28 protein-coding genes and 1 tRNA gene are annotated in these 22,843 nt (G+C 26.0%); 6 read left to right on the top strand and 23 right to left on the bottom strand.

Features of this window, described 5'->3' with window-relative positions; all coding sequences use genetic code 11:
• Positions 1–51 precede the first annotated feature (51 nt).
• Complete coding sequence (locus BUE91_RS03775) at positions 52–816, top strand: hypothetical protein (RefSeq protein ID WP_066899216.1); 765 nt, start codon at positions 52–54, stop codon at positions 814–816.
• Between the two features lie 40 nt (positions 817–856).
• The gene (nadN, locus tag BUE91_RS03770) at positions 857–2,611 is read left to right on the top strand and encodes an NAD nucleotidase (protein WP_073508001.1); all 1,755 of its coding nucleotides are present in this window, start codon (positions 857–859) and stop codon (positions 2,609–2,611) included.
• Positions 2,612–2,809: 198 nt separating this feature from the next.
• Here nadN and BUE91_RS03765 read toward each other — a convergent pair whose 3' ends face one another.
• From BUE91_RS03765 to BUE91_RS03730, 8 genes are all read right to left on the bottom strand, one after another.
• Positions 2,810–4,069: a hypothetical protein gene (locus BUE91_RS03765; protein WP_073508000.1), complete on the bottom strand. Its 1,260-nt coding sequence runs from the start codon at positions 4,067–4,069 to the stop codon at positions 2,810–2,812.
• A 172-nt stretch (positions 4,070–4,241) separates the two neighbouring features.
• Positions 4,242–5,597: an MATE family efflux transporter gene (locus BUE91_RS03760; RefSeq protein ID WP_066901561.1), complete on the bottom strand. Its 1,356-nt coding sequence runs from the start codon at positions 5,595–5,597 to the stop codon at positions 4,242–4,244.
• A gap of 48 nt (positions 5,598–5,645) precedes the next feature.
• Positions 5,646–5,909 carry a 30S ribosomal protein S15 gene (gene rpsO, locus BUE91_RS03755; protein WP_066901559.1) on the bottom strand — a complete coding sequence of 88 codons (264 nt, stop codon included), beginning with the start codon at positions 5,907–5,909 and terminating at the stop codon, positions 5,646–5,648.
• Between the two features lie 118 nt (positions 5,910–6,027).
• On the bottom strand, positions 6,028–6,945 hold the full coding sequence (locus tag BUE91_RS03750) for a manganese-dependent inorganic pyrophosphatase (RefSeq protein WP_073507999.1): 918 nt from the start codon (positions 6,943–6,945) through the stop codon (positions 6,028–6,030).
• A 14-nt stretch (positions 6,946–6,959) separates the two neighbouring features.
• On the bottom strand, positions 6,960–7,691 hold the full coding sequence (locus tag BUE91_RS03745; protein ID WP_073507998.1) for a diacylglycerol kinase: 732 nt from the start codon (positions 7,689–7,691) through the stop codon (positions 6,960–6,962).
• Positions 7,692–7,693: 2 nt separating this feature from the next.
• Positions 7,694–8,152 (bottom strand): rRNA maturation RNase YbeY, encoded by a 459-nt coding sequence (ybeY, locus tag BUE91_RS03740; protein ID WP_066901565.1) that lies wholly within the window; start codon positions 8,150–8,152, stop codon positions 7,694–7,696.
• 1 nt (position 8,153) lies between these two features.
• Positions 8,154–10,196 (bottom strand): HD family phosphohydrolase, encoded by a 2,043-nt coding sequence (locus tag BUE91_RS03735; protein ID WP_066901551.1) that lies wholly within the window; start codon positions 10,194–10,196, stop codon positions 8,154–8,156.
• 56 nt (positions 10,197–10,252) lie between these two features.
• Complete coding sequence (locus BUE91_RS03730) at positions 10,253–12,256, bottom strand: ATP-dependent DNA helicase (RefSeq protein ID WP_073507997.1); 2,004 nt, start codon at positions 12,254–12,256, stop codon at positions 10,253–10,255.
• A 112-nt stretch (positions 12,257–12,368) separates the two neighbouring features.
• Here BUE91_RS03730 and rpsT point away from each other — a divergent pair, with 112 nt between their 5' ends.
• The 4 genes from rpsT (at position 12,369) to BUE91_RS03710 (ending at position 13,890) form a co-directional block, all read left to right on the top strand.
• Positions 12,369–12,635, top strand: a complete 267-nt coding sequence (gene rpsT / locus BUE91_RS03725; protein ID WP_066901547.1) for a 30S ribosomal protein S20 — start codon at positions 12,369–12,371, stop codon at positions 12,633–12,635.
• Between the two features lie 85 nt (positions 12,636–12,720).
• Positions 12,721–12,960: a type B 50S ribosomal protein L31 gene (locus BUE91_RS03720; protein ID WP_066901545.1), complete on the top strand. Its 240-nt coding sequence runs from the start codon at positions 12,721–12,723 to the stop codon at positions 12,958–12,960.
• A gap of 67 nt (positions 12,961–13,027) precedes the next feature.
• The gene (gene upp, locus BUE91_RS03715; RefSeq protein WP_066901543.1) at positions 13,028–13,651 is read left to right on the top strand and encodes a uracil phosphoribosyltransferase; all 624 of its coding nucleotides are present in this window, start codon (positions 13,028–13,030) and stop codon (positions 13,649–13,651) included.
• A complete protein-coding gene (locus BUE91_RS03710) occupies positions 13,651–13,890 on the top strand; it encodes an RDAC family protein (RefSeq protein WP_066901541.1) in 240 nt (79 codons plus the stop codon). The genes upp and BUE91_RS03710 overlap by 1 nt, the downstream gene beginning before the upstream one ends.
• A gap of 52 nt (positions 13,891–13,942) precedes the next feature.
• Here BUE91_RS03710 and rplA read toward each other — a convergent pair whose 3' ends face one another.
• The 15 genes from rplA to deoC form a co-directional block, all read right to left on the bottom strand.
• Positions 13,943–14,650: a 50S ribosomal protein L1 gene (rplA, locus tag BUE91_RS03705; protein WP_073507996.1), complete on the bottom strand. Its 708-nt coding sequence runs from the start codon at positions 14,648–14,650 to the stop codon at positions 13,943–13,945.
• Positions 14,651–14,707: 57 nt separating this feature from the next.
• Complete coding sequence (gene rplK, locus BUE91_RS03700) at positions 14,708–15,142, bottom strand: 50S ribosomal protein L11 (protein WP_066901537.1); 435 nt, start codon at positions 15,140–15,142, stop codon at positions 14,708–14,710.
• A 63-nt stretch (positions 15,143–15,205) separates the two neighbouring features.
• A complete protein-coding gene (locus tag BUE91_RS03695; RefSeq protein ID WP_066901534.1) occupies positions 15,206–15,778 on the bottom strand; it encodes a transcription termination/antitermination NusG family protein in 573 nt (190 codons plus the stop codon).
• 14 nt (positions 15,779–15,792) lie between these two features.
• A complete protein-coding gene (gene secE / locus BUE91_RS03690; RefSeq protein ID WP_241497093.1) occupies positions 15,793–15,999 on the bottom strand; it encodes a preprotein translocase subunit SecE in 207 nt (68 codons plus the stop codon).
• 23 nt (positions 16,000–16,022) lie between these two features.
• Positions 16,023–16,097 (bottom strand) — tRNA-Trp (locus BUE91_RS03685).
• Positions 16,098–16,108: 11 nt separating this feature from the next.
• Positions 16,109–16,258: a 50S ribosomal protein L33 gene (gene rpmG / locus BUE91_RS03680; RefSeq protein WP_012858555.1), complete on the bottom strand. Its 150-nt coding sequence runs from the start codon at positions 16,256–16,258 to the stop codon at positions 16,109–16,111.
• 111 nt (positions 16,259–16,369) lie between these two features.
• The gene (rnmV, locus tag BUE91_RS03675; RefSeq protein ID WP_073507995.1) at positions 16,370–17,485 is read right to left on the bottom strand and encodes a ribonuclease M5; all 1,116 of its coding nucleotides are present in this window, start codon (positions 17,483–17,485) and stop codon (positions 16,370–16,372) included.
• 2 nt (positions 17,486–17,487) lie between these two features.
• Positions 17,488–18,966: an aminoacyl-histidine dipeptidase gene (locus BUE91_RS03670; RefSeq protein ID WP_073507994.1), complete on the bottom strand. Its 1,479-nt coding sequence runs from the start codon at positions 18,964–18,966 to the stop codon at positions 17,488–17,490.
• Positions 18,967–19,064: 98 nt separating this feature from the next.
• Positions 19,065–19,316, bottom strand: coding sequence for a KH domain-containing protein (locus tag BUE91_RS03665; protein WP_073507993.1), 252 nt, complete (start codon positions 19,314–19,316; stop codon positions 19,065–19,067).
• The gene (locus BUE91_RS03660; RefSeq protein ID WP_073507992.1) at positions 19,316–19,555 is read right to left on the bottom strand and encodes a DUF4911 domain-containing protein; all 240 of its coding nucleotides are present in this window, start codon (positions 19,553–19,555) and stop codon (positions 19,316–19,318) included. The genes BUE91_RS03665 and BUE91_RS03660 overlap by 1 nt, the downstream gene beginning before the upstream one ends.
• 2 nt (positions 19,556–19,557) lie before the next feature.
• Positions 19,558–20,379 (bottom strand): 16S rRNA (adenine(1518)-N(6)/adenine(1519)-N(6))-dimethyltransferase RsmA, encoded by an 822-nt coding sequence (gene rsmA / locus BUE91_RS03655; RefSeq protein WP_073507991.1) that lies wholly within the window; start codon positions 20,377–20,379, stop codon positions 19,558–19,560.
• Positions 20,360–20,926 (bottom strand): hypoxanthine phosphoribosyltransferase, encoded by a 567-nt coding sequence (gene hpt, locus BUE91_RS03650; RefSeq protein WP_066901522.1) that lies wholly within the window; start codon positions 20,924–20,926, stop codon positions 20,360–20,362. The genes rsmA and hpt overlap by 20 nt, the downstream gene beginning before the upstream one ends.
• An 84-nt stretch (positions 20,927–21,010) precedes the next feature.
• Complete coding sequence (gene cdd / locus BUE91_RS03645) at positions 21,011–21,430, bottom strand: cytidine deaminase (protein ID WP_073507990.1); 420 nt, start codon at positions 21,428–21,430, stop codon at positions 21,011–21,013.
• 9 nt (positions 21,431–21,439) lie between these two features.
• Positions 21,440–22,150, bottom strand: coding sequence for a purine-nucleoside phosphorylase (gene deoD, locus BUE91_RS03640; RefSeq protein ID WP_073507989.1), 711 nt, complete (start codon positions 22,148–22,150; stop codon positions 21,440–21,442).
• A gap of 19 nt (positions 22,151–22,169) precedes the next feature.
• Positions 22,170–22,838, bottom strand: a complete 669-nt coding sequence (deoC, locus tag BUE91_RS03635) for a deoxyribose-phosphate aldolase (protein WP_073507988.1) — start codon at positions 22,836–22,838, stop codon at positions 22,170–22,172.
• Positions 22,839–22,843: the final 5 nt, after the last annotated feature.

Below are 22,843 nucleotides of genomic sequence, written 5' to 3'. Positions count from 1 at the left end.
TTAAAGATTTTGACTGTATAATTAAAATGAAGTGTTAGGAGATGATATTTAATGAAAAAAATGTTTTTATTATCGTTTTTATCCTTGATTGCATTATCTAATGTTAATAATTTTAATAAAAAAATTATATCAAAAAACGATAAAAATAATTTTGAGATAGTAAGTACTAAATATACGTATTTTCATTCGATAAATTCAAAAAAAGAGAAAAAATATTATGAAGATTTAATGTATAAAATCGACTTCAATAAAGCTGATAAATTTAAAAAACAAGTTGAAGATATAGAAAAAATTTTTTCACGTGTATTTAAAAGTGAAAAAAATTTAGTACCTAAAATAATAAAGTACATATATTTTGAACCTGTTAAAACAAACGATAAGAGCCTAATTGATGAACAAATTCAAAAAATTATGGTCGCTTTCAATGCAAATAGTGATTCAGTAATTTATATAAACAATACTGATAATAATGCAGAGCAGTTTTTAGATAGAATTTATTCAAGAGCAAATAAAGATCAAATATTATTATTCAATGATAACGATAAAGATATACTTAATGTTATTAATGAACAAATAAAAAAAGATAATCCAGAAAAAAATAATTTTTCATTAATAGAAGTTAGAGTCTTAATAATTACAGCTAGTTCTAAAATAAAAGAAAAACTTGCATTATCAAAAGCTATATTTAATAAAGATCTAAAAGGAGTTGAAATTGACGACTTTTCATATCTTGATAAACAAAGATATCTTTTAGATACAACAGATCAAGAAACAAGAGAAAAAACATTTAAATCATTTATTAATGGTATATATTAAAAATAATATATAATTAAGAATTAAATTTAGGAGGATAAAGATGAACAAAAAATTATTAGCAGGATTATTAGCTGTTTCAACACTTGGTCTTTCAGCAAATAAAGCTATTGACTTAAGTATAATCCACATCAATGACCACCATTCTTACTTAGAACCAACTGAACAAAGAATTACAGTTGATGGTAAACAATTAAAGGTTAATATTGGTGGATTCTCAGCAGTAAACCAAAAAATAAAAGAATTAAGAAGAACTCGTAAAAATCCATTAGTATTACATGCTGGAGATGCTATTACAGGTACACTATACTTTACATTATTTGGAGGTTCAGCTGATGCTGCTGTAATGAATGAAGGTAAATTTGATTATTTCACTTTAGGTAACCATGAATTTGACGCAGGTAATGAAGGATTATTAAAATTATTAGAACCATTAAAAATACCTGTATTATCAGCAAATGTTTTACCTGATAAAAGTTCTATCTTATATAACAAATGGAAACCTTATGCTATAAAAGTTATTAACGGTGAAAAAATCGGAATAATAGGATTAGATACAGTAAGTAAAACTGTAAATTCATCTAGTCCAGGTAAAGATATTAAATTCTATGATGAAGTTGCTACTGCACAAATAATGGCAAATGTTTTAAAATCACAAGGTATTAATAAAATTATACTATTATCACATGCTGGTACTGAAAAAAACTTTGAAATAGCTCAAAAAGTTAATGATATAGATATAATAATAACAGGTGATTCTCATTACTTATACGGTAATGATGAATTAAGAAAATTACAATTACCTGTAATACATGAATATCCAACAGAATTTAAAAACCCTAACGGAGAACCTGTATTCGTAGTTGAAGCATGGGCTTATTCAGGAGTAGTTGGAGATTTAGGTATACATTTCACTAAAGATGGTATAGCATCTATAACTAGAAAAAATCCTTATGTATTATTACATACTGATAAATTAAAAGCAAAAAATAAAGATGGAGTATGGGCTGAATTAGAAGGTAAAGAAAGACAAAATGTTTTATCACACTTAAAAGATATTAAATCAATATCATTTGCAAAAGAAGATCCAAATACTTCTAAAATATTAGCTAAATATAAAGCTGAAAAAGATGTATTAGCAAAACAAGTAATAGGTTCAATATCAGGTCCAAATATGCCTGGTGGATCAAATAACAGAATTCCTGGAAGAAAAGGTGCTTCTGAACATGGTTCAATAGCTACAAGATTCGTTGCTGAAACTATGTTAAATGAATTAAAATTCGTTGATTATGTAATACAAAATTCAGGTGGAGTAAGAGCTGATATACTTTCTGGAAATATATCATTTAATGATGCATACACTTACTTACCATTCGGAAACACTCTATATACATTTAAAATATCTGGAGCAGATACTTTACAAGTATTAGAAGATGCAATTAACTTTGCTTTAACTAAATCTACAGGAGCATTCCCATATGGTGCTGGAATAAGATATGAAGCTAATGAAACTCCTGATGCTAACGGAAAGAGAATAGTAAAAGCTGAAATATTCAACAAAGAAACTGAAATGTGGGAAGAAGTAATGCCTGAAAAAATGTATGTAGTTGGAACTAACAACTATATTGCATCTGGTAAAGATGGTTATGCTACATTTGGAAAATTATTCAAAGATCCTGCTGCTGAAGGTACAGATTCATTCTTACCTGATGCCGAAAGCTTCATTAAATTCATGAAAAATAATCCTGGATTTGAAGCATACACAACATCAAATGTTATATTCCATAACGCAGAATAAAAAAAATTTAAACCATAAATAATATTAACTGCACCCATAATCTTGAATACAAGATTAGAGGTGCAGTTTTTTCATAAGTAAATTAACGACTCTCTATTAAATTGGTATAATGTTATACAGTCAGAATTATCTAAAAGCTGAAAATGAATATTTGTCCAACTTTTATTTATACATAAAAAAGACCTCTAAGGGTCTTTATTATATTTCCTCTAATGCCTTTATTCTCTCTTTTAATTCTTCTATTGTCTCTTTTATGTCTTTATTGGCCTTCTCTAATCTCTTATTATGTTCTACTAATCTATCTTCTAATGTTTTAAGTTGAGCTACATTTACTGCATCTGAATCCCTATATCCACTAGCTACATTTATTATTCTTCTTTCATGTCCTTTTTTACCTACAGAGATTACTCCTACCTTAGCAGAACTTGGTATTGAATATGATCCTTTTGCTGTATATCCTGGCTTATTTAAATCTGCTTGTGTGTAATCTGTTGCTGATAGATATCCTAAAGCTACTGAGTTATCTAATGTTGCATTCGTTTTATTTCCTAATGCTAATACTGATTTCCCATTATGACCATCTACTACTTTACCATCTTTTTTTAAATCAGTTATAAGGGCATCATTTCCTATGATAATAGAGTCTCCTCCATCTCCCCATAGACGTGAGTTTATTCCTAGTATTACTGAATTTGGAGCATAGGCTACTGATCCATGTCCTTGGGCTAGTGTTGGTGAGTATTTATGTTTTTTATCATCAGTTTTTCCTTGTCCATTGCTTACATAACCATACACTTCTCCTTTTTTATCTATTTTCTCATAAAGTTTTTTAAAATATTCCTTATAATCATGATCTGTAACTGGTTGAGTATATGAAGATACATCATCATTACCTATTGCTATAGAAGATCTTCCTATAGCATAAGTGTTATTACCTACAGATGTTGCTTGTCCAGTAGAAAAAACAGAGTTCCCTATAGAAACTCCTTGTCCATCATCTTTACTTACACCATTACTAGTATTAAAATGATTTTGATAAACATATGCATGAGAACCAAGAACTACAGAATTTTGCAAATCTGACTTTGTATTAGCTCCTATTACTACACTTTGTTTATTTTCTGATTTTGCATTAAATCCTATTACTACATTTTCTAACCCCTTACCATATGTTTTTCCTCCAGCACCTATTATTACTGAATGTTCCGTATTATATGCGTTATCATATTTTGATAATATTATATTGTTTTTACTATTATTTTCCCCATCATTGCTAGAGCTGCCTGATTTTCCAACAGTCCCAGTACCATCATTTATTGCTAACCATGCACCATGAGATATTGTTGTTACTCCTATAAAACCTAACATCATATACCGTATAACTGTTCTATCATTTATACTTACTTTTTCCTTTAAAGAACTTTTTAAATGTCTTCTTAACTCCTGTGTTTTATTCATTCCTTCTCTTTATTCCTTTTTATATTTATACATTAAATTTTCATATACTTATTTTAAAATTATACACCCCCCCTGACTTTTTTGTCAAAATTCAACTTTATGTGATATTTTTAATATAAAAAAACCTATTAAATAGGTTTTTTTATAAGATATATATTTAAGAAATTTTTCTTTATATTTCTAAAGTAATTTTCATATACTCCATTTGTTTTCTCCATGCAATAATAAATACCATTACAGAAACTATTCCCTTAAATAGCATTGAAAAATGTATAGTCCACCAAATTGATAATAAACCAAATATAGGTAATGTAATCATAATTATGGGTATTCTCAAACTACTTCCAACTATACCTATAATATTAGGTTCTTTAGTTTTTCCTACACCATTAAATGCTCCTGTTGTAATAATTTCTATCCCTTGTGGAACTTGTGCTAATCCGATAATTGTCAGATATTTAATACCCTCTTCTATAAGTCTAGCATCCATAAAGAACATAGAATAAAGTGGTCTAGCAAAAAATACAAATATAGCTGTAAGTACTAGACAGAATCCTGAAATACTCATAATAGATACCTTATATATTCTAAAAATTCTATCGTATTTACCTGCACCATAATTATGTCCTATAAATGTTGCTACTGCCGCTGCAAATCCTCCTGCAATGTTCCACGAAAAAGATTCAAATTGTATTCCTAATCTTTGTACTCCTAAAATACTTTCATCTACATCTGCTATCATTTTGGCAATGATAATAGAAATGCAAGTAAATAGTGCTTGACTTATACCACTAGGTAATCCTAATTTTATTATCTTTCTATAAAATTTAATATCATCTAATTTAAAGAATTTCATATTTCTAAACACAGAATTTTTTCTCTTTAAATACATAAATAATAAAATAACTGATATTACTTGAGAAAATATAGTTGCTATTGCAGCTCCTTTTATTCCAAATGGAAATATTCCTAAAAATAGATAATCAAGAAATATATTTAATATTACTCCTGATGAAAGAAAAATAAAAGGACCCAAAGTATCTCCTTGTCCATTAATAATAGCTGATAAATTTTGTGATAAAAATAAGAATATAAATCCAAATGAAGATATTCTCAAAAAATCAATAGCTGGGTATAGATACTGTGGACTTTTAACTCCCACCATTTTTATTAATTGTTCTGCAAATATATATGTAATTAATCCATATGACACTGAAAAAATAACAGAAATAATTAATGAAACTCTTGCATATCTTTTAGCTGAATTTTTTCTATTAGCACCTATAGACTGTGCCACATATATTTGTACTCCATTTTTTGTTATAAATAACAAAGAATAACTTAAACCTATATAAAAGCTTGCAGCTGTTGCAGAACTTACTGCATCGTCTCCAAGATAATAACTTATAAATTTTATATCAGTAAGATTATATAATATAGACATTAATGAAGTTAAAATAATTGGAAATGCCAATTTAAATAAATTAACTCCTATACTTCCTTCTGTTAAATTCAATCCTTTTCTCATTATTACTCCATATATTAAATTTAAAAAGGAACATTACGTTCCTTTTTATTATTTTCTAATTCCTAATTTTTCAATTAATTCTCTATATTCATCTAAGTTTCTATTTTTAATATAGTTTAATAATCTTCTTCTTTTACCAACTAATTTCAATAACCCTGCTCTTGAATGAACATCTTTAAAATGTACTTTTAAGTGTTCTGTTAAGTGTGAAATTCTTTCTGTTAAAATTGCTACTTGAACATTAGCTGATCCTGTATCTTTTTCATCTTTTCCAAATTCTGCAATAATTTGTGATTTTGGTTTCATTGCCATTTTTATTTCCTCCTAAATTCATATTATTTAAACCAAGCATATATTAGGCAAATATATATCCTTAGTATAAATTCAAAGCTATTATAACATAGCAAAATAAAATTTTCAAGTAAATATTTTATCTATTTTTAATTGCTTCTGTTAACGGTGGAACTACTTGTTTTTTTCTTGAAACAACTTTTTTCAATATTATAGTATTGTTATCTATTTTTTCATTAAATGCTTTTTCAACTATATCTAAATTATTACCAACTACTAAACCAATTGAATCATTAGTTAAAATATTTGTAATAACAAATAACATAAAAGTTGCTTTTTCTTTTTCAATTAAATTTTTCATTTCAACTAATAATTTTTCTTTCCTTTCAAGCATTTCAGCTTCATTTACTGAATTTACTTGTGCTATAGACATCTTAATACCTTCTACCTTAAACATTTTCATATCCATATTTAATAATTCAACTTCTGTTTTTGAAGATAAATTTGTTCCAGCCTTTAACATTTCTAAACCATATTCTTTTAAATCAAGTTCAGCAATTTTAGCAAGTTCTTTACCAGCCACCACATCTTTTGGAGTACAAGTTGGTGATTTAAATAATAAAGTATCTGAAATTATTGCACTTAACATTAAACCTGCCATTTTCTTACATGGCTTAATATTATTTTCTTTATACATATCAAATAAAATAGTTGAAGTACATCCAACAGGTTCAACTCTCATATATAGTGGATCAGATACATTAAAATTAGCAATTCTATGATGATCTATTACTTCTAAAACTTTAGCTTCTTCAAATCCATCTGCTGTTTGTGTTCTTTCATTATGATCAACAAGTATAATAGATTCTCCTGCAACATTGCCAATAAACTCAGGTGCTTCAATGCCAAAATAATTTAACGCAAACTTTGTTTCTTCATTTATTTCACCAATTCTTTTAGCTTCTGCTTTAATTCCTAAATCTCCTTTTAAATGTGAATAAACTATAGCTGAACAGATAGCATCTGTATCAGGATTTTTATGTCCAAAAATAATCATTTTTTCTCTCTCCTTTAATTTATCAAAGTTCCAAATCTATATAATATTTCTAAAATCAAAAAACTAATACTAAAACCTAAAATAGCTCCTGCTACAACTTCACTTAATGTATGTATTTTAGATTTTACTCTACTTTGTGCAACTAATAATGCCATTAAAAGAACTAATACAATAATTCTAGCATCACTAGTTAAAAACATTACAATAGCAAGTATAGCAAAAGCAATAGAAGAATGTCCACTAGGCATTCCTCCTTCTAATGATGTTCCTTTTCTTAAATATGATTTTATTAATATAACAGCTATTGATACCAATGTTATAATTATCATAGTAACATTACCTATTCTACCAACTAATTTAAAAAAATTATCGCCATTAAAATACAATGCTATCAACCTATCATAAAAAATTAAATAACCTACACAAACAGAACCTATAGCATTTATTAAAACTGCTCCTGCTGATACATCTTTAACAATTTTAGCTACTTCACTATATTCTGGTGAAACTAAATCTACAATTTTTTCTAAGGCTGTATTTAACATTTCTGAAAAAATTACTAACGTTATCATAATTATTATTAACATAATTTCAAATTTACTAATATCAATTATTAAACTTAATATTAATACCGTAATCGCAAAAAACATGTGTATTTTCATATGAATTTCACTTTTAATAGCGTGTAATATTCCATTAATTGCATTATTAAAACTATCAATTTGCGAATTTTTTATATGCTTCATATTTACCTCGTATAATTAAATTTAGATAGGTAATATTCTTCTTTTTCTCTCATTACCTTCTTATCATTTTCTTCAATATGATCATAACCTAATATATGTAATAATCCGTGAACTAAAACATAATAAAATTCTCTAATTACACTATGGTTATATTCTTTACATTGCTCTTCAACTCTATCAAGTGAAATTACTATATCACCTATTACTTCTACTCCTCCAAAATTTTCAGTTTCATTATATGCAAATGAAATAACATCTGTAGGGGTATCTTTATCTCTATATTCTCTATTAATTTCTTGTATATTTTTATTATCAGTTAATAGTAAAGATATATATAATTCTCTATCTAAATAATCTTCTCTTTCTCCTTTAATTACAAATTCTGTAAACTCTAATATTTTATCTTCATTAATATATTCTTTATCACATATATCTTGAACACTGATATCTAAATTTAACATATTAATTTCCTCTCTTATATTGTATTCTTTCATGATATATTCCACGAATAATATTTAAAAATGCCTTTGTAACCTTTTCAATTTCATTCATAGTCATATCGCATTCTGAAAGTTGTCCATCTTCAACTTTTGACTTAATTAAATACCTTACTATTTTCTCAACATTTTCTGCACTTTTATCAGCATTTGCTCTTACAGCAGCTTCTATAGTATCAGCTAGCATAACTATACCTGATTCTTTAGTAGTAGGTTTTGGTCCTTCATATCTAAAGTCACTTTCAATAACTGTTTCTTTATTTTCTAATGCTTTATAATAGAAATACTGTACTAAAGTATTTCCATGATGAGATAAAATAACATTTAATATTTCATCCGGTAAATTATATTTCTTTCCTAATATATAACCATCTTTAACATGTGATATAATAATCAATGCACTAAGTGTAGGTTTTAAATTATTATGTGGGTTTTCTATACCATATTGATTTTCAACAAAATATTCTGGTCTTTTCATCTTACCTATATCATGATAATATGCAGCAACTCTACATAATATTGGATTGGCATCTACCGCCTCTGCCCCTGCTTCTGAAAGAGCACCAACCATTAAACTATGGTGAAATGTCCCAGGTGCTGTAAGTAATAAATTTTTCAGTAATGGATTAGAAAAATTAGATAATTCCAGTAATTTAATATCAGTAAGTATTTTAAATGTATTTTCAAAATATGGTAGTAATCCTAAAGAAACTATACCCATAATTAATCCAGATACCAACGATAAAATAACAGTAGGTATAATTTGTATTAAGTTAATATTTGATATTAATCCTATAGAAAATGAAATCAAACTCTGTATCATTCCTATATATATACTATTTTTAACTATTTCATTTCTACTTGTTACTGACTTATTAATATATATTGTTAATATACTTAAAAAAATAACTGCAAATATCCATTTTAAATCCTCTAAAACAAATATATAATTAAATGTTATAAGTGATATAGTAAAAACCCAATTCTTAACAAGAACACTTGCTATAATAGCCGTTAAAAGATATGGAACTAGATACTTCAAATTGTTATTATTATACAAAATCAAATAAATACTATTACTAAAAATTAATGTTAATAATAATGGATAGAATGATTTTGATACAAAATCTTCTTTTAAATATTTAACAGAATAATTAAAGAATATACCTGATAATATTACAAATAATATTATTTCACCTACTATTCTATATACCCCATCACTTTTGTAAACATAACCTAAATTTTTCAATTTATCATAAATCGAATCAGTAATAACTGTTCCTTCTTTTAATACAATATCTCCTTTTTCAACTACAACAACATTATTCTTTAAACTTTCCATATTTTTTTCTATTTTAGCTAATGTCTTAAACTTATTAATTTCTAAATTAGGTTCTATGAAGTTTAATAATATTTTTTTTTCTTCATTCGTTAAAACTATTTGTTTCTCTGCAAGTATTTTATTAAAATCTGACTTATGTACTACACCATTTTTATATATTTCTTCTAAAACATTAGATAAGAATAAATAATATTTTACACTTTTACTAATACCTATAGTTCTTACATCATTTATATTCAATCTTAAATTATTTGTTTTTATAAATTTCAATATTTCATTATCTTTATTTAAATCAATTTGATTTACATTCTGTAAAAATTGATCTAATCTATCTAGTTGATTTTTAGCAACATTTTTTATTTCATCATACTCAGGTGTTGTATTTTGTTTGATTTTTCTTTTTAATTCATCATCAAGTATATCCTTACTATAACTTACATCCTTATGTGCAATAACATCTTTTTTAGCTATAGTTCCTATAGCATAATTGTTTGAATTATTATTTATCAACATAAAAATGAAGAATATAGAAACTGTAAAAATATACATTATTATTCTTCTATGAACATTTTGTTTAAAAAGTTTTTTTAAAATAGACTCTTTTTGTTCCATTTTATCGTTAACTATATTTATTTGTAATATCTTTCCTAAAAAACTAATTTTCATTATCTACCTCAACTCCTATTATATTGATACATTATACCATAAATTTTATTTAAAATCTATTTTAAGAGTATCTCCTCTGTATTTAGTATTTCTACATTTCCTTTAGGTAGAGATTTTAAAATAATTTTACCATAGTTCTTTTTATGTATTCTTTTATCTAGAATAATAATATTACCTCTATCCTCTTTAGATCTTATTAATCTTCCCACACCTTGCTTCATTTTAAGAACAGCATATGGTAATTGAAATTCTCTAAATGCACTATTTGGATTTAGCTCATTTAATCTATCACAAATACTACTAACAATAGGATCATCAGGAACTTGAAATGGTAATTTAAATATTATTACATTACTAAGTGCCTCTCCTTGAACATCTACACCTTCCCAAAAACTATATGTACCAAGTAAAATAGAATTTTCTTTTTCTCTAAACATTCTTATCAATTCCATTATCTCATATTCACCCTGGGTTAAAACATTTAATACATCACTATGTTTATTAAGATAATTACTTACAAATTTCAAATCTTTATATGATGTAAATAAAACAAAGCATTTACCATTATTCTTTTCAGCATAATCAAGAATAAATTTTGTAACATTTTCATTAAAGTTATTTTCACTAGGTAATGGTAAATCATCAGGCAAATATATATTCATATTACTTGCATAATCAAATTCTGATGGTATATTCTCCTCTATTAAATCCTTTAATCCTAAACTTTTCTTTATATAATTAAAATTACCTCCTACAGTTAAAGTAGCTGAAAGTAATATTACTTTCCTTAATTTTTCTATAAAATTATAACCAAATTCTTCAGAAATCATATAAGGTGTAGCATTAATAATTGGAAATACATTATCCGTATCTAAATTAATCCAATATATATACTTTGAATAATCTAATTTAAATATTTCCTGCAAAGTATTTAAATGCTCTTCCAGATTATTATAGGCATTTGATAACAATAATCTAAGATTATCAACGTCTAAATCATCTCTTTCTTCCAAAAAATTAATTAATCTATATACCTCTTTTTTCAAAATTAAATTACTGCTAAACACTTTTTCTAATATATTTTCAACATTCAAATTATATATATCCTTAGTTAATATTCCAATTTGATTTAAATTAGTATATCTTTCAACTATTTTTTTTCTTAGTTCAACTAAAGAATAGTATATATTATCTATATTTAAGAAAAATATTTCTTTTAATTCATCAACTAAAAAATCATTAGATTTTTCAGAAATATTTATTATAATTTTAGCAATCAAACCTGCATTTTCTATATCTTTAGCATTATTTGAATATAGCTTTCCTATATTTTTAAATACTTCCTTAAAATTAAAGGTCATAGAAAAATATTTTCTTATAACATTTTCAAGATTATGAGCTTCATCAATAACTACTAAATCATATTTCGGTATAAGTCCTGCATTATTATTTTGTTTAATAATGTGATCAAGTAATAAAATATGATGATTAACTATAAAAATATTGTAGTATTCATTCTTACTTCTTGAAGAATAAAAATAACAAGATTTATAATACGGACATTTTGTAGCAAACGTACTATCCTTATCAGATTTTATTTCATTCCATAAATCATTACTTATCTTGTATTTAATATCACTTCTATCTCCAGTTAAAGAATTCTTTACTGCATTTATTAAATCAATATATTTTTTATCATCAGACTTCATAACTAAATTTTGTAGTTTTCTTTTACACACATAGTTATTTCTCCCTTTAATTAAAGTGTATTTCATTTTGGATCCAAAAATTTTTTTCAAAAGTGGTAACTCTTTATTTAAGATTTGATCTTGAAGATTTAAAGTATTAGTAGAAATTACAATTTTCTTATTTTCTTTTAATGCAAAATCTATTGTAGGTATTAAATATCCTAAAGTTTTACCAGAACCTGTTTCAGCTTCAATTAATACTGGAGCATCATTATCAATACCTTTTTTTATTATATTAGACATATTAATTTGATTTTCTCTTTTTTCAAAATTATAATCTGAATATAATATATCATATATTTTTTCTATCATATTTTCACCTAATAAAATTATATCAAATATATTTTAATAAAAAAAGACTTGATTTTAACTACTAAAAATGTTAAAATAATTTGTTAAATTGTGTATAAAGGAGGAAAACAGAATGGCACATACTAAATCATCTAAAAAAAGAATCATTATTGGTGAAAGAAATAGATTAAGAAATCAAGCAATCACAAGTAGAGTAAAAACTTTTGTTAAAAAAGTTTTAGTAGCAATAGATTCTAAAAATATTGATGATGCTAAGGCAGCATTATCTGTAGCTTATAAAGAGCTTGATAAAGCAGTGACAAAAGGTGTATTAAAGAAAAATACTGCTTCAAGAACAAAATCAAGATTAGCAACTAAAGTTCAATCTTTAAACGCATAAGTTACTCATTTGTATATTTATACACAAATATAAGTGTTATAATATATTCATAAATTATATAAATTTTATGAAAGGAGTCCGTAACATGAAAAAAGGTATACACCCAGAATACAGATTAGTTGTTTTTGAAGATACAAGTAATGGTGAAAGATTTTTAGGAAAATCTACTAAAATGACTAAAGAAACTGTTGAATTTGAAGGACAAGAATATCCAGTAATTAAAGTTGCAATAAGTTCAACTTCTCACCCGTTTTATACAGGTAAGTTCAAATTTGTTGACGAAACTGGAAGAGTTGATAAATTTAAGAAAAAATACAATTTATAATATAGTGCAGAATTACTCTTTTAGTAATTCTGTTTTTTTAAAATCACAAAAATATAGGAGGAATATTATGGCAATTTTTGAATACAAACACCCACTTATAAGCCACAAATTGTCAATTTTAAGAAACATCGAAACTGATACAAAATTATTTAGAGAAAGTTTAAATGAAATTGCATCATTAATGGTTTATGAAGCTACAAAAGATTTAAAATTAAAAAATATTACAGTTAAAACACCTATACAAGAAACAATCACTCAAGTATTAGATGAACCAGTAACTATAGTTCCTATATTAAGAGCTGGATTAGGTATGGTTGATGCATTACTTGCACATATACCTAATGCAAAAGTTGGACATTTAGGGGTTTATAGAAATGAAGAAACTTTTGAACCTGTATATTATTACGCTAAAATGCCTTCTAATGTTGTTGAAAGTAAAGTATTAATTGTTGATCCTATGCTTGCAACAGGTGGTTCTATAATTTACACTATAGACTATTTAAAATCATTAGGTGTTAAAAATATTTCTATATTATCAATTATAGCAGCACCAGAAGGAATATTAGCTATAAAAGATAAGCATGATGATGTTGATTTATACATTGCTTCAATAGATAAGGGATTAAATGAAAATAAATATATTTATCCAGGATTAGGAGATGCTGGAGATAGAATCTTCGGTACTAAATAATGGCAATAATATTTGATCACATAATTGAAGCTAATAAATTATTATTTGAATATGGATATAGGTTATCATTAAAAGATGCTTGTGGTACTAGTTGTCTTCAAATAAAAAATTTAGATGGTAGTAAAATAACAACCACAGTTGATCCATTAATATATTCAATAATTGACGAACATTTTATTAAATATGGTATAGAAATAGAATATAATGAAAGTAAAGAATATTTATTTCAGAAAAAATAAATTAAAAAAGAGAATTTCATATTAGAAATTCTCTTATTTTTATATTTTTATATTATTTGTTTGAAAATCCAGCTGCTAATAATGGATCAATTTTAACTCCAGGTCCCATAGTTAATGAGATAGCAATTGTTCTTAAATATTGTCCTTTTGAAGCTGCAGGTTTTAATTTAATAATTTGACTTAAAGCAACTTTAAAGTTTTCAATTATTTGTTCTTTTTCAAAATTTACTTTTCCTATAGGTAAATGAATTGATCCTAATTTATCAACTTTAAATGCAACTTTACCTTTTTTAAATTCTTCAACTGTTTGAGCAACATTAGTTGTAACAGTTCCTGATTTAGGATTAGGCATTAATCCTTTAGTTCCTAAAATTCTTCCTAATTTTCCTAATTTAGGCATCATGTCTGGAGTTGCTATAACTAAATCAAAATCCATCCATCCAGCAGAAATTTTATTAATATATTCTTCATCTCCAGCAAAATCTGCTCCTGCTGCTAATGCTTTATCAATATTTTCTCCTGAAGTTATTACTAAAATTTTAACTATTTTTCCAGTTCCATGAGGTAAAATAACTGTACCTCTAACTTGTTGATCAGCATGTCTTGGATCTACTCCTAATCTAATAGCTAACTCAACTGTTTCTATAAATTTAGCACTTTTTGTATCAAACACTAATTCTAAAGCTTCTTCTGGTGTGTAGATTTTTAATTTATCTACTTTTTGAGAAATTTCATTATATCTTTTCCCTTTTTTTGACATTATTTTTTCCTCCTCTGTGGTAATTGAAATTTTTATCTCCCACTTAATTTCATATTATTAGTCTTCTATTTTAATTCCCATACTTCTTGCTGTTCCAGCAATAATATTCATAGCTGCTTCTACAGTTGCAGCATTTAAATCAGGCATTTTAGTTTCAGCAATTTCTTGTAATTGAGCTTTTGAAATTTTTCCAGCTACATCTTTAACAGAATTTTGTGCTCCTTTTTCAACTTTTGCAGCCTTTTTTAATAAATCTGATGCAGGTGGTGTTTTTAATACGAAACTAAAACTTCTATCTGCATAGATTGAAATTTCTACTGGAATTATAAACCCAGGTTTATCTTGTGTTTGTGCATTAAATTGTTTACAAAACTCAGGAATATTAATCCCTTTTGGTCCTAATGCTGACCCAACTGGTGGTGCAGGGTTTGCTTTACCAGCACTTAATTGTAATTTTACTTTATCCACGACTTCTTTATTGTTTTTAGCCATTTTTTATTTTCCTCCTTTGTGGTAACTGAATATTAAATCTCCCACTTTTATTACTATATAATTCTAAAATTTAGTAACTTCATTTAATCCTAAAGTTAATGTTGTAGGTCTGCTTCCTACTTGAATTACTATTTTAACTTGTTTAGCGATATAATCTATATGCTCAACTGTTCCTTCTATTCCATCTAAAGTTTTTACATAATCTCCAACTTCATAGTTAGATCTTTCTTGGAAGTCTTCATTACTCATCTTACTGAATATATCTTCAACTTCTTTTTCATCCATTGGCAATGGATCAGAACCAACACCAACAAAACCTGTAACACCATTAGTATTACGTATTATATACCATGCTCTACTGTCTACTCTATAGCTTACTGAGTCTTCTGTAACATCTCTAAATGCTAACATTTCAACTAGTACATAGCTAGGGAATATTTTTCTAAACACTGGTACCATTTTACCTTTTTTCTCTTCAAATACTTTTTCTTCAGGTACTAATATCCTAAAAACTTTATCAGTTAAATCCTCTGACATAATTCTTTTTTCTAAATCAGTTTTTACTTTTTTTTCGTATCCTGAATAAGTATGAATTATATACCATTTTTTAACATATTCTTTATTTTCTATTATCATTAATCTTCAGCTCCCTAATTAAATACCGATTTTACAATACTTGAAAATCTATACATAAATGTTGTAAAGCCAAAATCAAATATTAATATCATCAAAGAAACAAATAAAGTTATTAATAATACTACTATAGTAACTTGAAACACTTCAGCCTTATTTGGCCATTGTACTTGCTTATACTCAGCTATTATTTGATTAAATAAATTCATTTTCTCTTTTTTCATATATTAACTCCACATTCTTAAAATGGCAGGCCAGATAGGACTCGAACCTACAACATTCGGTTTTGGAGACCGACGCTCTACCATTGAACTACTGGCCTATTTTAAATGATTATTTTACTTCTCTATATAGAGAATATCTTTTCAACACTGGGTTGTATTTTCTTAACTCAATTCTTTCAGGATGAGTTTTTTTGTTCTTAGTTGTAACATAATGTCTTAACTTTGTTTCAGTGCATTCTAAAATAACTTGTACTCTCATTTTCATTCCTCCCAATATAAAAATTTGTATTGGTAATACAGATACTGATTTTATATCAGCTTTCTAATTCTATCATAATACATTATATTTGTCAATTTTTTTTATAACTTTTTATCTTCTGAAAAAATCTTGTAATGACTTAGGTAAATATACTTTATATTTTTCAAAATCTCTTCTTATCTTTGTAGCTGAAACATTGTATTCAAATCTTTCAGGATCTGTTAAATGAACATCTAATTCTTTTGAAAATACTTCATTATCTACAAAATATTTTTCATAATTTATTTTATCCTCTAACTCATTTGTAAAAACTGTATTAATTTTAATATTATTCTCTTTAAGTAGTTTAACAACCCTATCTGTCCACTCTTTCCAACCATTAGGATAATATTCTATTCCCTCTTCTCTTAATATATGAACCTCAACATTAGGGAGCATTTCTACTTCTTTTTTTAAATAATAGAATCTATCATTTTCAGTCAAAATCTTTGGTAAACTTGAATTAATCAACAAATTAAAATCTCTGTCTTTTTCAACACATAACAATACATGTAATTTTTCTACTTCATTTGAAGCATATTTAATAAAATTAACATGTCCCATATGCATTGGAATAAATTTACCAAAAATAATTCCTACTTTTTCCTTTTTATCTATTTTTTTATTCATCATAAGTATTGCATTATCAAAATCAACATATGGTATATTCATACAATTTAACATAGATAATAGACCTTTAGAGTTATAATAACCTATTTTTAATATGTCTCCTAGAATTTCTCTTTTTAACTTAGATAATCTATCTCCTATCAACCCATTTTCAAGTAATTTATTTATATCATATACATATTTTTCATTATTATCATCAATTACTAATTTAGTCGATAAATACTCATTAAATATATTATATATTTTCTCATCATCAATGTTTTCAACTCCTATATCCCCATTTTTTGTAGCTTCTTCCCTGGAAACATATATGTTAACAACTTTACCTTCAACATTTTTATTTATTTTTTCTCTAATTTTTTTTCCAGTGAAGTCAGGATCAGTAAAAAGTAAAATACCTTTTCTCTTTGACAATTCATTAATATATGATATTTTTTCTCTACTAAGTCCTGTACTTCCATTTAATTGCACTATTGTTGCATCTATTACTTGAGATAATCTAGTTACATCATCTCTTCCTTCAACAACAACGATTTCATCAATTTTTAATTTTTTCATACTTAATCAACTAAATTATATTCTCTTAAAATTTGTAATAAATAATCCCATGTTAGAGCTACACTTTCTATCTCCATTTTTTCATCAGGAGTATGAGCACCAAATATATTAGGTCCAAATGAAATTACATCTAAATCTTTTATTTTTTCCGTAAATAAACCACATTCAAGACCTGCATGTATTGCTTTAATTTCAATGTCTTTTCCATATTTATTTTTAAATACTTTAGTAGCTAATTCTCTTAAAGTTGAATTTTCTTTATATTCCCATGGGTAGAAAGAAGGAACTTTTTCACCATAAGTTTCATATTTTTTACCTAAATCGATTAAAAATTCTTGTAATTCATCTAATTCTTTTATATCCGAACTTCTTAATAATGAATTTACTCTAAAAATTGTCTTATCTCCTATTGTTTCTGTTTTTAATACTCCACAATTTAATGAAGTTTGAACTAAACCTTCTATATTTTTACTCATAGTTCTTACACCATGAGGAAATTCATTGTATAATGCTACAAGTTTTTTAGTTTCTCTTTCAGATATTTTTCTTAGTGTTTTATCTGTTATATAATTTAATTCGTATCTTAAATTGCTTTCCTCCTCCTTATATTCCTCAACTTTAACATCAATAAATTTATCCATTAATTCAGAAATTTCTTCTTTTGAAGCCTTCGTTGAAATATATGCGACTGCTTCTCTAGGTATAGCATTATCTTTATTACCACCATCAAACATTATTAATTCATAGTTTAATTTCAATTCAAGATGTTTTAAAGCTTCCATTAATATTTTAATTGAATTACCCAATTTTAAATGTATTTCTGCTCCAGAATGTCCACCTTTTAATCCTAAAATTTCTAATACATATATATTATCATCTGATTCTAACTTGAAATTATCAACTTCAGTTGTTAGTTTAATACTTGCTCCTCCAGCACTACTTACATAAATAGCACCTACTTCTTCTGTATCAAGATTAATCATTTTTTTAGCTTTTAATCTCGTTATATCAACATTTTCAGCTCCACTCATATTAACTTCTTCATCTGAAGTTAAAAGTATTTCTAAAGCTGGATGTTCTATATCTTTAGAATCTAATAATGCAAGTGCCATAGCTACAGCTATTCCATTGTCTGCACCAAGGGTAGTTCCATCTGCTTTTAAAAATCCATCTTCTATTTTTAATTTAATACCCTGTGTTTCAAAATCAAAATTAACATCTTTATTTTTTTCCCAAACCATATCTATATGACCCTGTATAATTAAAGGAAGATATTTTTCATATCCTGATGTTGCATTTTTCTTTATTATTACATTATGATATTTATCTTGATGTACTTCAAGATTTCTTTCTTTAGCAAAATTAACTAACCAATCACTAATTTGTTTTTCTTTACCTGAACCTCTTGGTATTTCAGAAATTTTTTCAAAAAATTCAAATACTAATTCTGGATATAGTCCTTTTGTAATCTTATTTTCCATAATAAAAACTCCCTTGCACAATATATTTTATATAAAAATTATACCACAGTTTATATTGTTTTACAAACTAAAAAAGCCTATTTTACTAGACTTTTTAACTATATTATTTTCTCACTTATTTTTAAAGTAACATTATCTTTATTCTTGTTAGCAATAGAACCTACAAGGTTTCTTAAACTAGTAATTATCTTACCATTTTTACCTATAATTTTACCTATTTCATTCTTATTTGCAAATATATCTATATAATAATTTTTTTCTTTAACCTGAATAGTAATATCATAATTTCCCCTTGAACCTGTTAAGTTCTCTAACCAAAAATTAACTAACTCTAGGTAATAATCTTGCATTATAATTCTCCTTTCCATATTCTTTCTTCAAGTATTGTCATCTCTACACCATTTTTTCTAAATTTATCAATTAATAAATTAACATCATTTATAAAATAAGTATTAGTTAATAGTTTTATTAATCCCTCTTTCCTATCAAGAGTTCTTATTATAGCTAAACCTTCATAAGCTTCTACAACTTTATTTATAAAATCAATATTGTACTTATCTGTACTAATAATATACTCGTAACTTTGCATATTTATTCCTTTTCTATAATATTAATTAAAATTATAAAATCTTCTATTGATAGTTCCTCAGCTCTACTATTTTTACTTTTACCCATAATTTCCAATGCTTTTTCTGTAATATCTTTTGATATACCAACAGCTTTTAAATTATTAGAAATACTTTTTCTTTTAGACACAAAACTAGCCTTAACATACTTTAAATATTTTTCAAAAGAAATTAATTTAGAATATTTCTCTTCTTTATCAATATTTATTCTAATAAAAGCTGAATCAACCTTAGGAACTGGATCAAAAAATTCTTTTTCTACAGTAAATAAATACTCTACTTTAGAATGAAAGCCTACAACATGAGTAAATACTCCCCTATTACTTGTGTTTTTTTCAAAATTAAGTCTTTCACCAACTTCTTTTTGAACCATTAGATATATATCTTTAATATTATTTTTAAATTCTAAAAGCCTATTTACTATTGGAGCAGTAATATAATATGGAATATTAGCTATAACCCTATATTCTTTACCTTCTTCCATAATATTTTCAAGATTATATAAAAGAAAATCAACATGTATTAATTCAAAATTTTCATAACTTCCAAACTTTTTATTTAAAATCGGTATTAGATCATTATCTATTTCAAAAGACTTTAATTTAGCACCACTTTCTAGTATCATTGATGTTAGAAAACCTATACCTGGACCAATTTCAATAATATTATCATTAACATTAATATTAGTTACTTCTTTTATTTTTTCTAACAATATTTTATCATCTAAAAAATTTTGTCCAAATTTTTTCTTATGCTTATGTTCTTCACTATTTCTTTTCTTTTTCATATTTTTCTAAATCCATTACTCCAATATACGGAATATTTCTATATTCTTGTATAAAATCTAACCCATAACCTAAAACAAATTCATTAGGTATTTCAAATCCTGTATATTGTATATCAATATCTACTTCTCTTTTTGTTACCTTATCAAGTAAAGTACATAAAATTACATTTTTAGGTCCTCTTTTTCCGATAAGTTGTAAAACTTTCTTTAAAGTTAATCCTGAATCTATAATATCTTCAACTATTAACACATTTTTACCTCTTACTGAATAATCTAAATCTTTAATAATTTTAACATCTTTAGTAGTTTCAAAATTATCTCCATAGCTAGAAACTTCCATAAAATCTATCTTTAAAGGTAATTTTATTTTTCTAATTAAATCTGCCATAAATAGTATTGAACCTTTTAATATACCAACAACAATAAACTCTGCATCATCATCTTTATAATCATTAGTAATTTGTTCACCTAATTCTTCTATTCTTGCTTTTAATTGTTCTTCTGTAATGATCTTTTTTACTATTCCTGCTTCCCAGTCTTTCACTATTTTTACCTCTCTTTAGCTATTTCTCTTATTCTAACATATCAAACCTAATAAAATCAAGTATTAAAAAAATGCCCTAAGGCATTTTTATTTATCTAAATCTTCTGGACCAAAAGAATAAGGTATCATTTCTTCAACTGTCCATAAAATATATTTACTTGATCTTAATGAGGCAAGTACAATTAATGTATCTTTTTTAGAAAACTCTCTAATAACCTGTCTACACATTCCACAAGGACTAATTGGTTTTTCTACATCTCCAGTAATTACTATTAAATCAATTTTTTTCATTCCTTTAGTAACTGCTGAAGCTATAGCATTTCTTTCTGCACATACAGTCAATCCATAAGATGCATTTTCAACATTTACACCTTCATGTAAATTTCCATCGCTATCTATCATAATAGATGCCACCTTATATTTAGAATAAGGGCTGTAAGATTTATCCAATAAATTATTAGCTTTTTCAATATATCCTTTAATTTCTTGTTCAGTATACCTGTTCATTATCACTCCTTAAAATGTAATTGCAGAATCTAAAGCTAAAGTAATCATATCATTAAAAGTTTTATGTCTTTCTTCAGCTGTAGTTTTTTCTCCTGTAATTAATGAATCGCTTATAGTTAATAAAGTTAAAGCATTTACATTAAATTTAGCCGCTATAGTATATAATTGAGCTGTTTCCATTTCAACACATAAAACACCAAATTCAGCCCATTTTCTCCATTCATCTACATCATCATAATAGAAAGTATCACTAGTTAAAACATTTCCAGCTTTTAAATTCATATCTTTTGCTTTAGCTACTTCATATACTTTAAATAATAAATTAGCACTTACAGTAGGTGCATAATCTGCTCCTTTAAATCTTAATTTATTAATCGCTGAATCTGTAGAAGCTGCTAAAGCTACAATTACATCTCTAATTTTTACATCTTCATTAGTTGATCCAGCTGTTCCGATTCTTATTAAATTTTTTACTCCAAATTCATTTATTAATTCGTGTACATATATTCCTATTGAAGGCACTCCCATACCAGTTCCTTGTACAGATATTCTCTTTCCCTTATATATCCCAGTAAATCCAAGCATTCCTCTTACATCATTATATTTAACTACATCTTCTAAAAATGTTTCAGCTATATATTTTGCTCTTAATGGATCTCCAGGTAATAATATAGTTTCTGCTATATCTCCTTTTTTAGCTTCTATGTGTGCTGTTGACATGGTACCATCACTCCTCATGTTAATATTTTGTTGGATCTACTTTAGCTCCTGTTAAAATTTCAATTCCTGAACTTGTACCTAAACGTGTAGCTCCTATTTCAATATATTTTTCAGCAGTTTCTAAGCTCTTAACTCCTCCACTTGCTTTAACTTCGGCTCTGTCACCTACAACTTTTTTCATTAAAATTACATCCTCGAATGTAGCACCTCCTGTCCCAAATCCAGTTGATGTTTTAACAAAATCTGCCTTAGCGTTTAATGATAATTCACAAGCTAAAATTTTTTGTTCATCATTTAGGTAACAAGTTTCAATTATTACTTTTAATACATTATCTCCTATAGCTTCTTTAATAGAACGAATTTCATCTTCTACGTATTTAGCATCTCCTTCTAGTAATTTACCAATATTAATTACCATATCTATTTCACTTGCTCCATTTGAAATAGCTTCTTTAGCTTCAAAAACTTTAGCGGCTTTAGTCATTGCTCCTAATGGGAATCCAACTACTGCTGCAATTTTAACTTCGCTACCTTCTAATAATTCTTTTGCTTCTTTAACATAGCACCCATTTACACAAACAGAATAAAATCCATATTCTTTCGCTTCCTCACAAAGTTTTTTAATTTCGCATGATTTAGTTGTAGCTTTTAATACTGTATGATCAATATATTTTGCAACATTTAACATAATTA

Source organism: Streptobacillus notomytis, from assembly GCF_001902585.1.
Taxonomy (GTDB): domain Bacteria; phylum Fusobacteriota; class Fusobacteriia; order Fusobacteriales; family Leptotrichiaceae; genus Streptobacillus; species Streptobacillus notomytis.
Note: the sequence above shows the minus strand (reverse complement) of the source record. Positions and strands in the feature narration are given on the sequence as shown.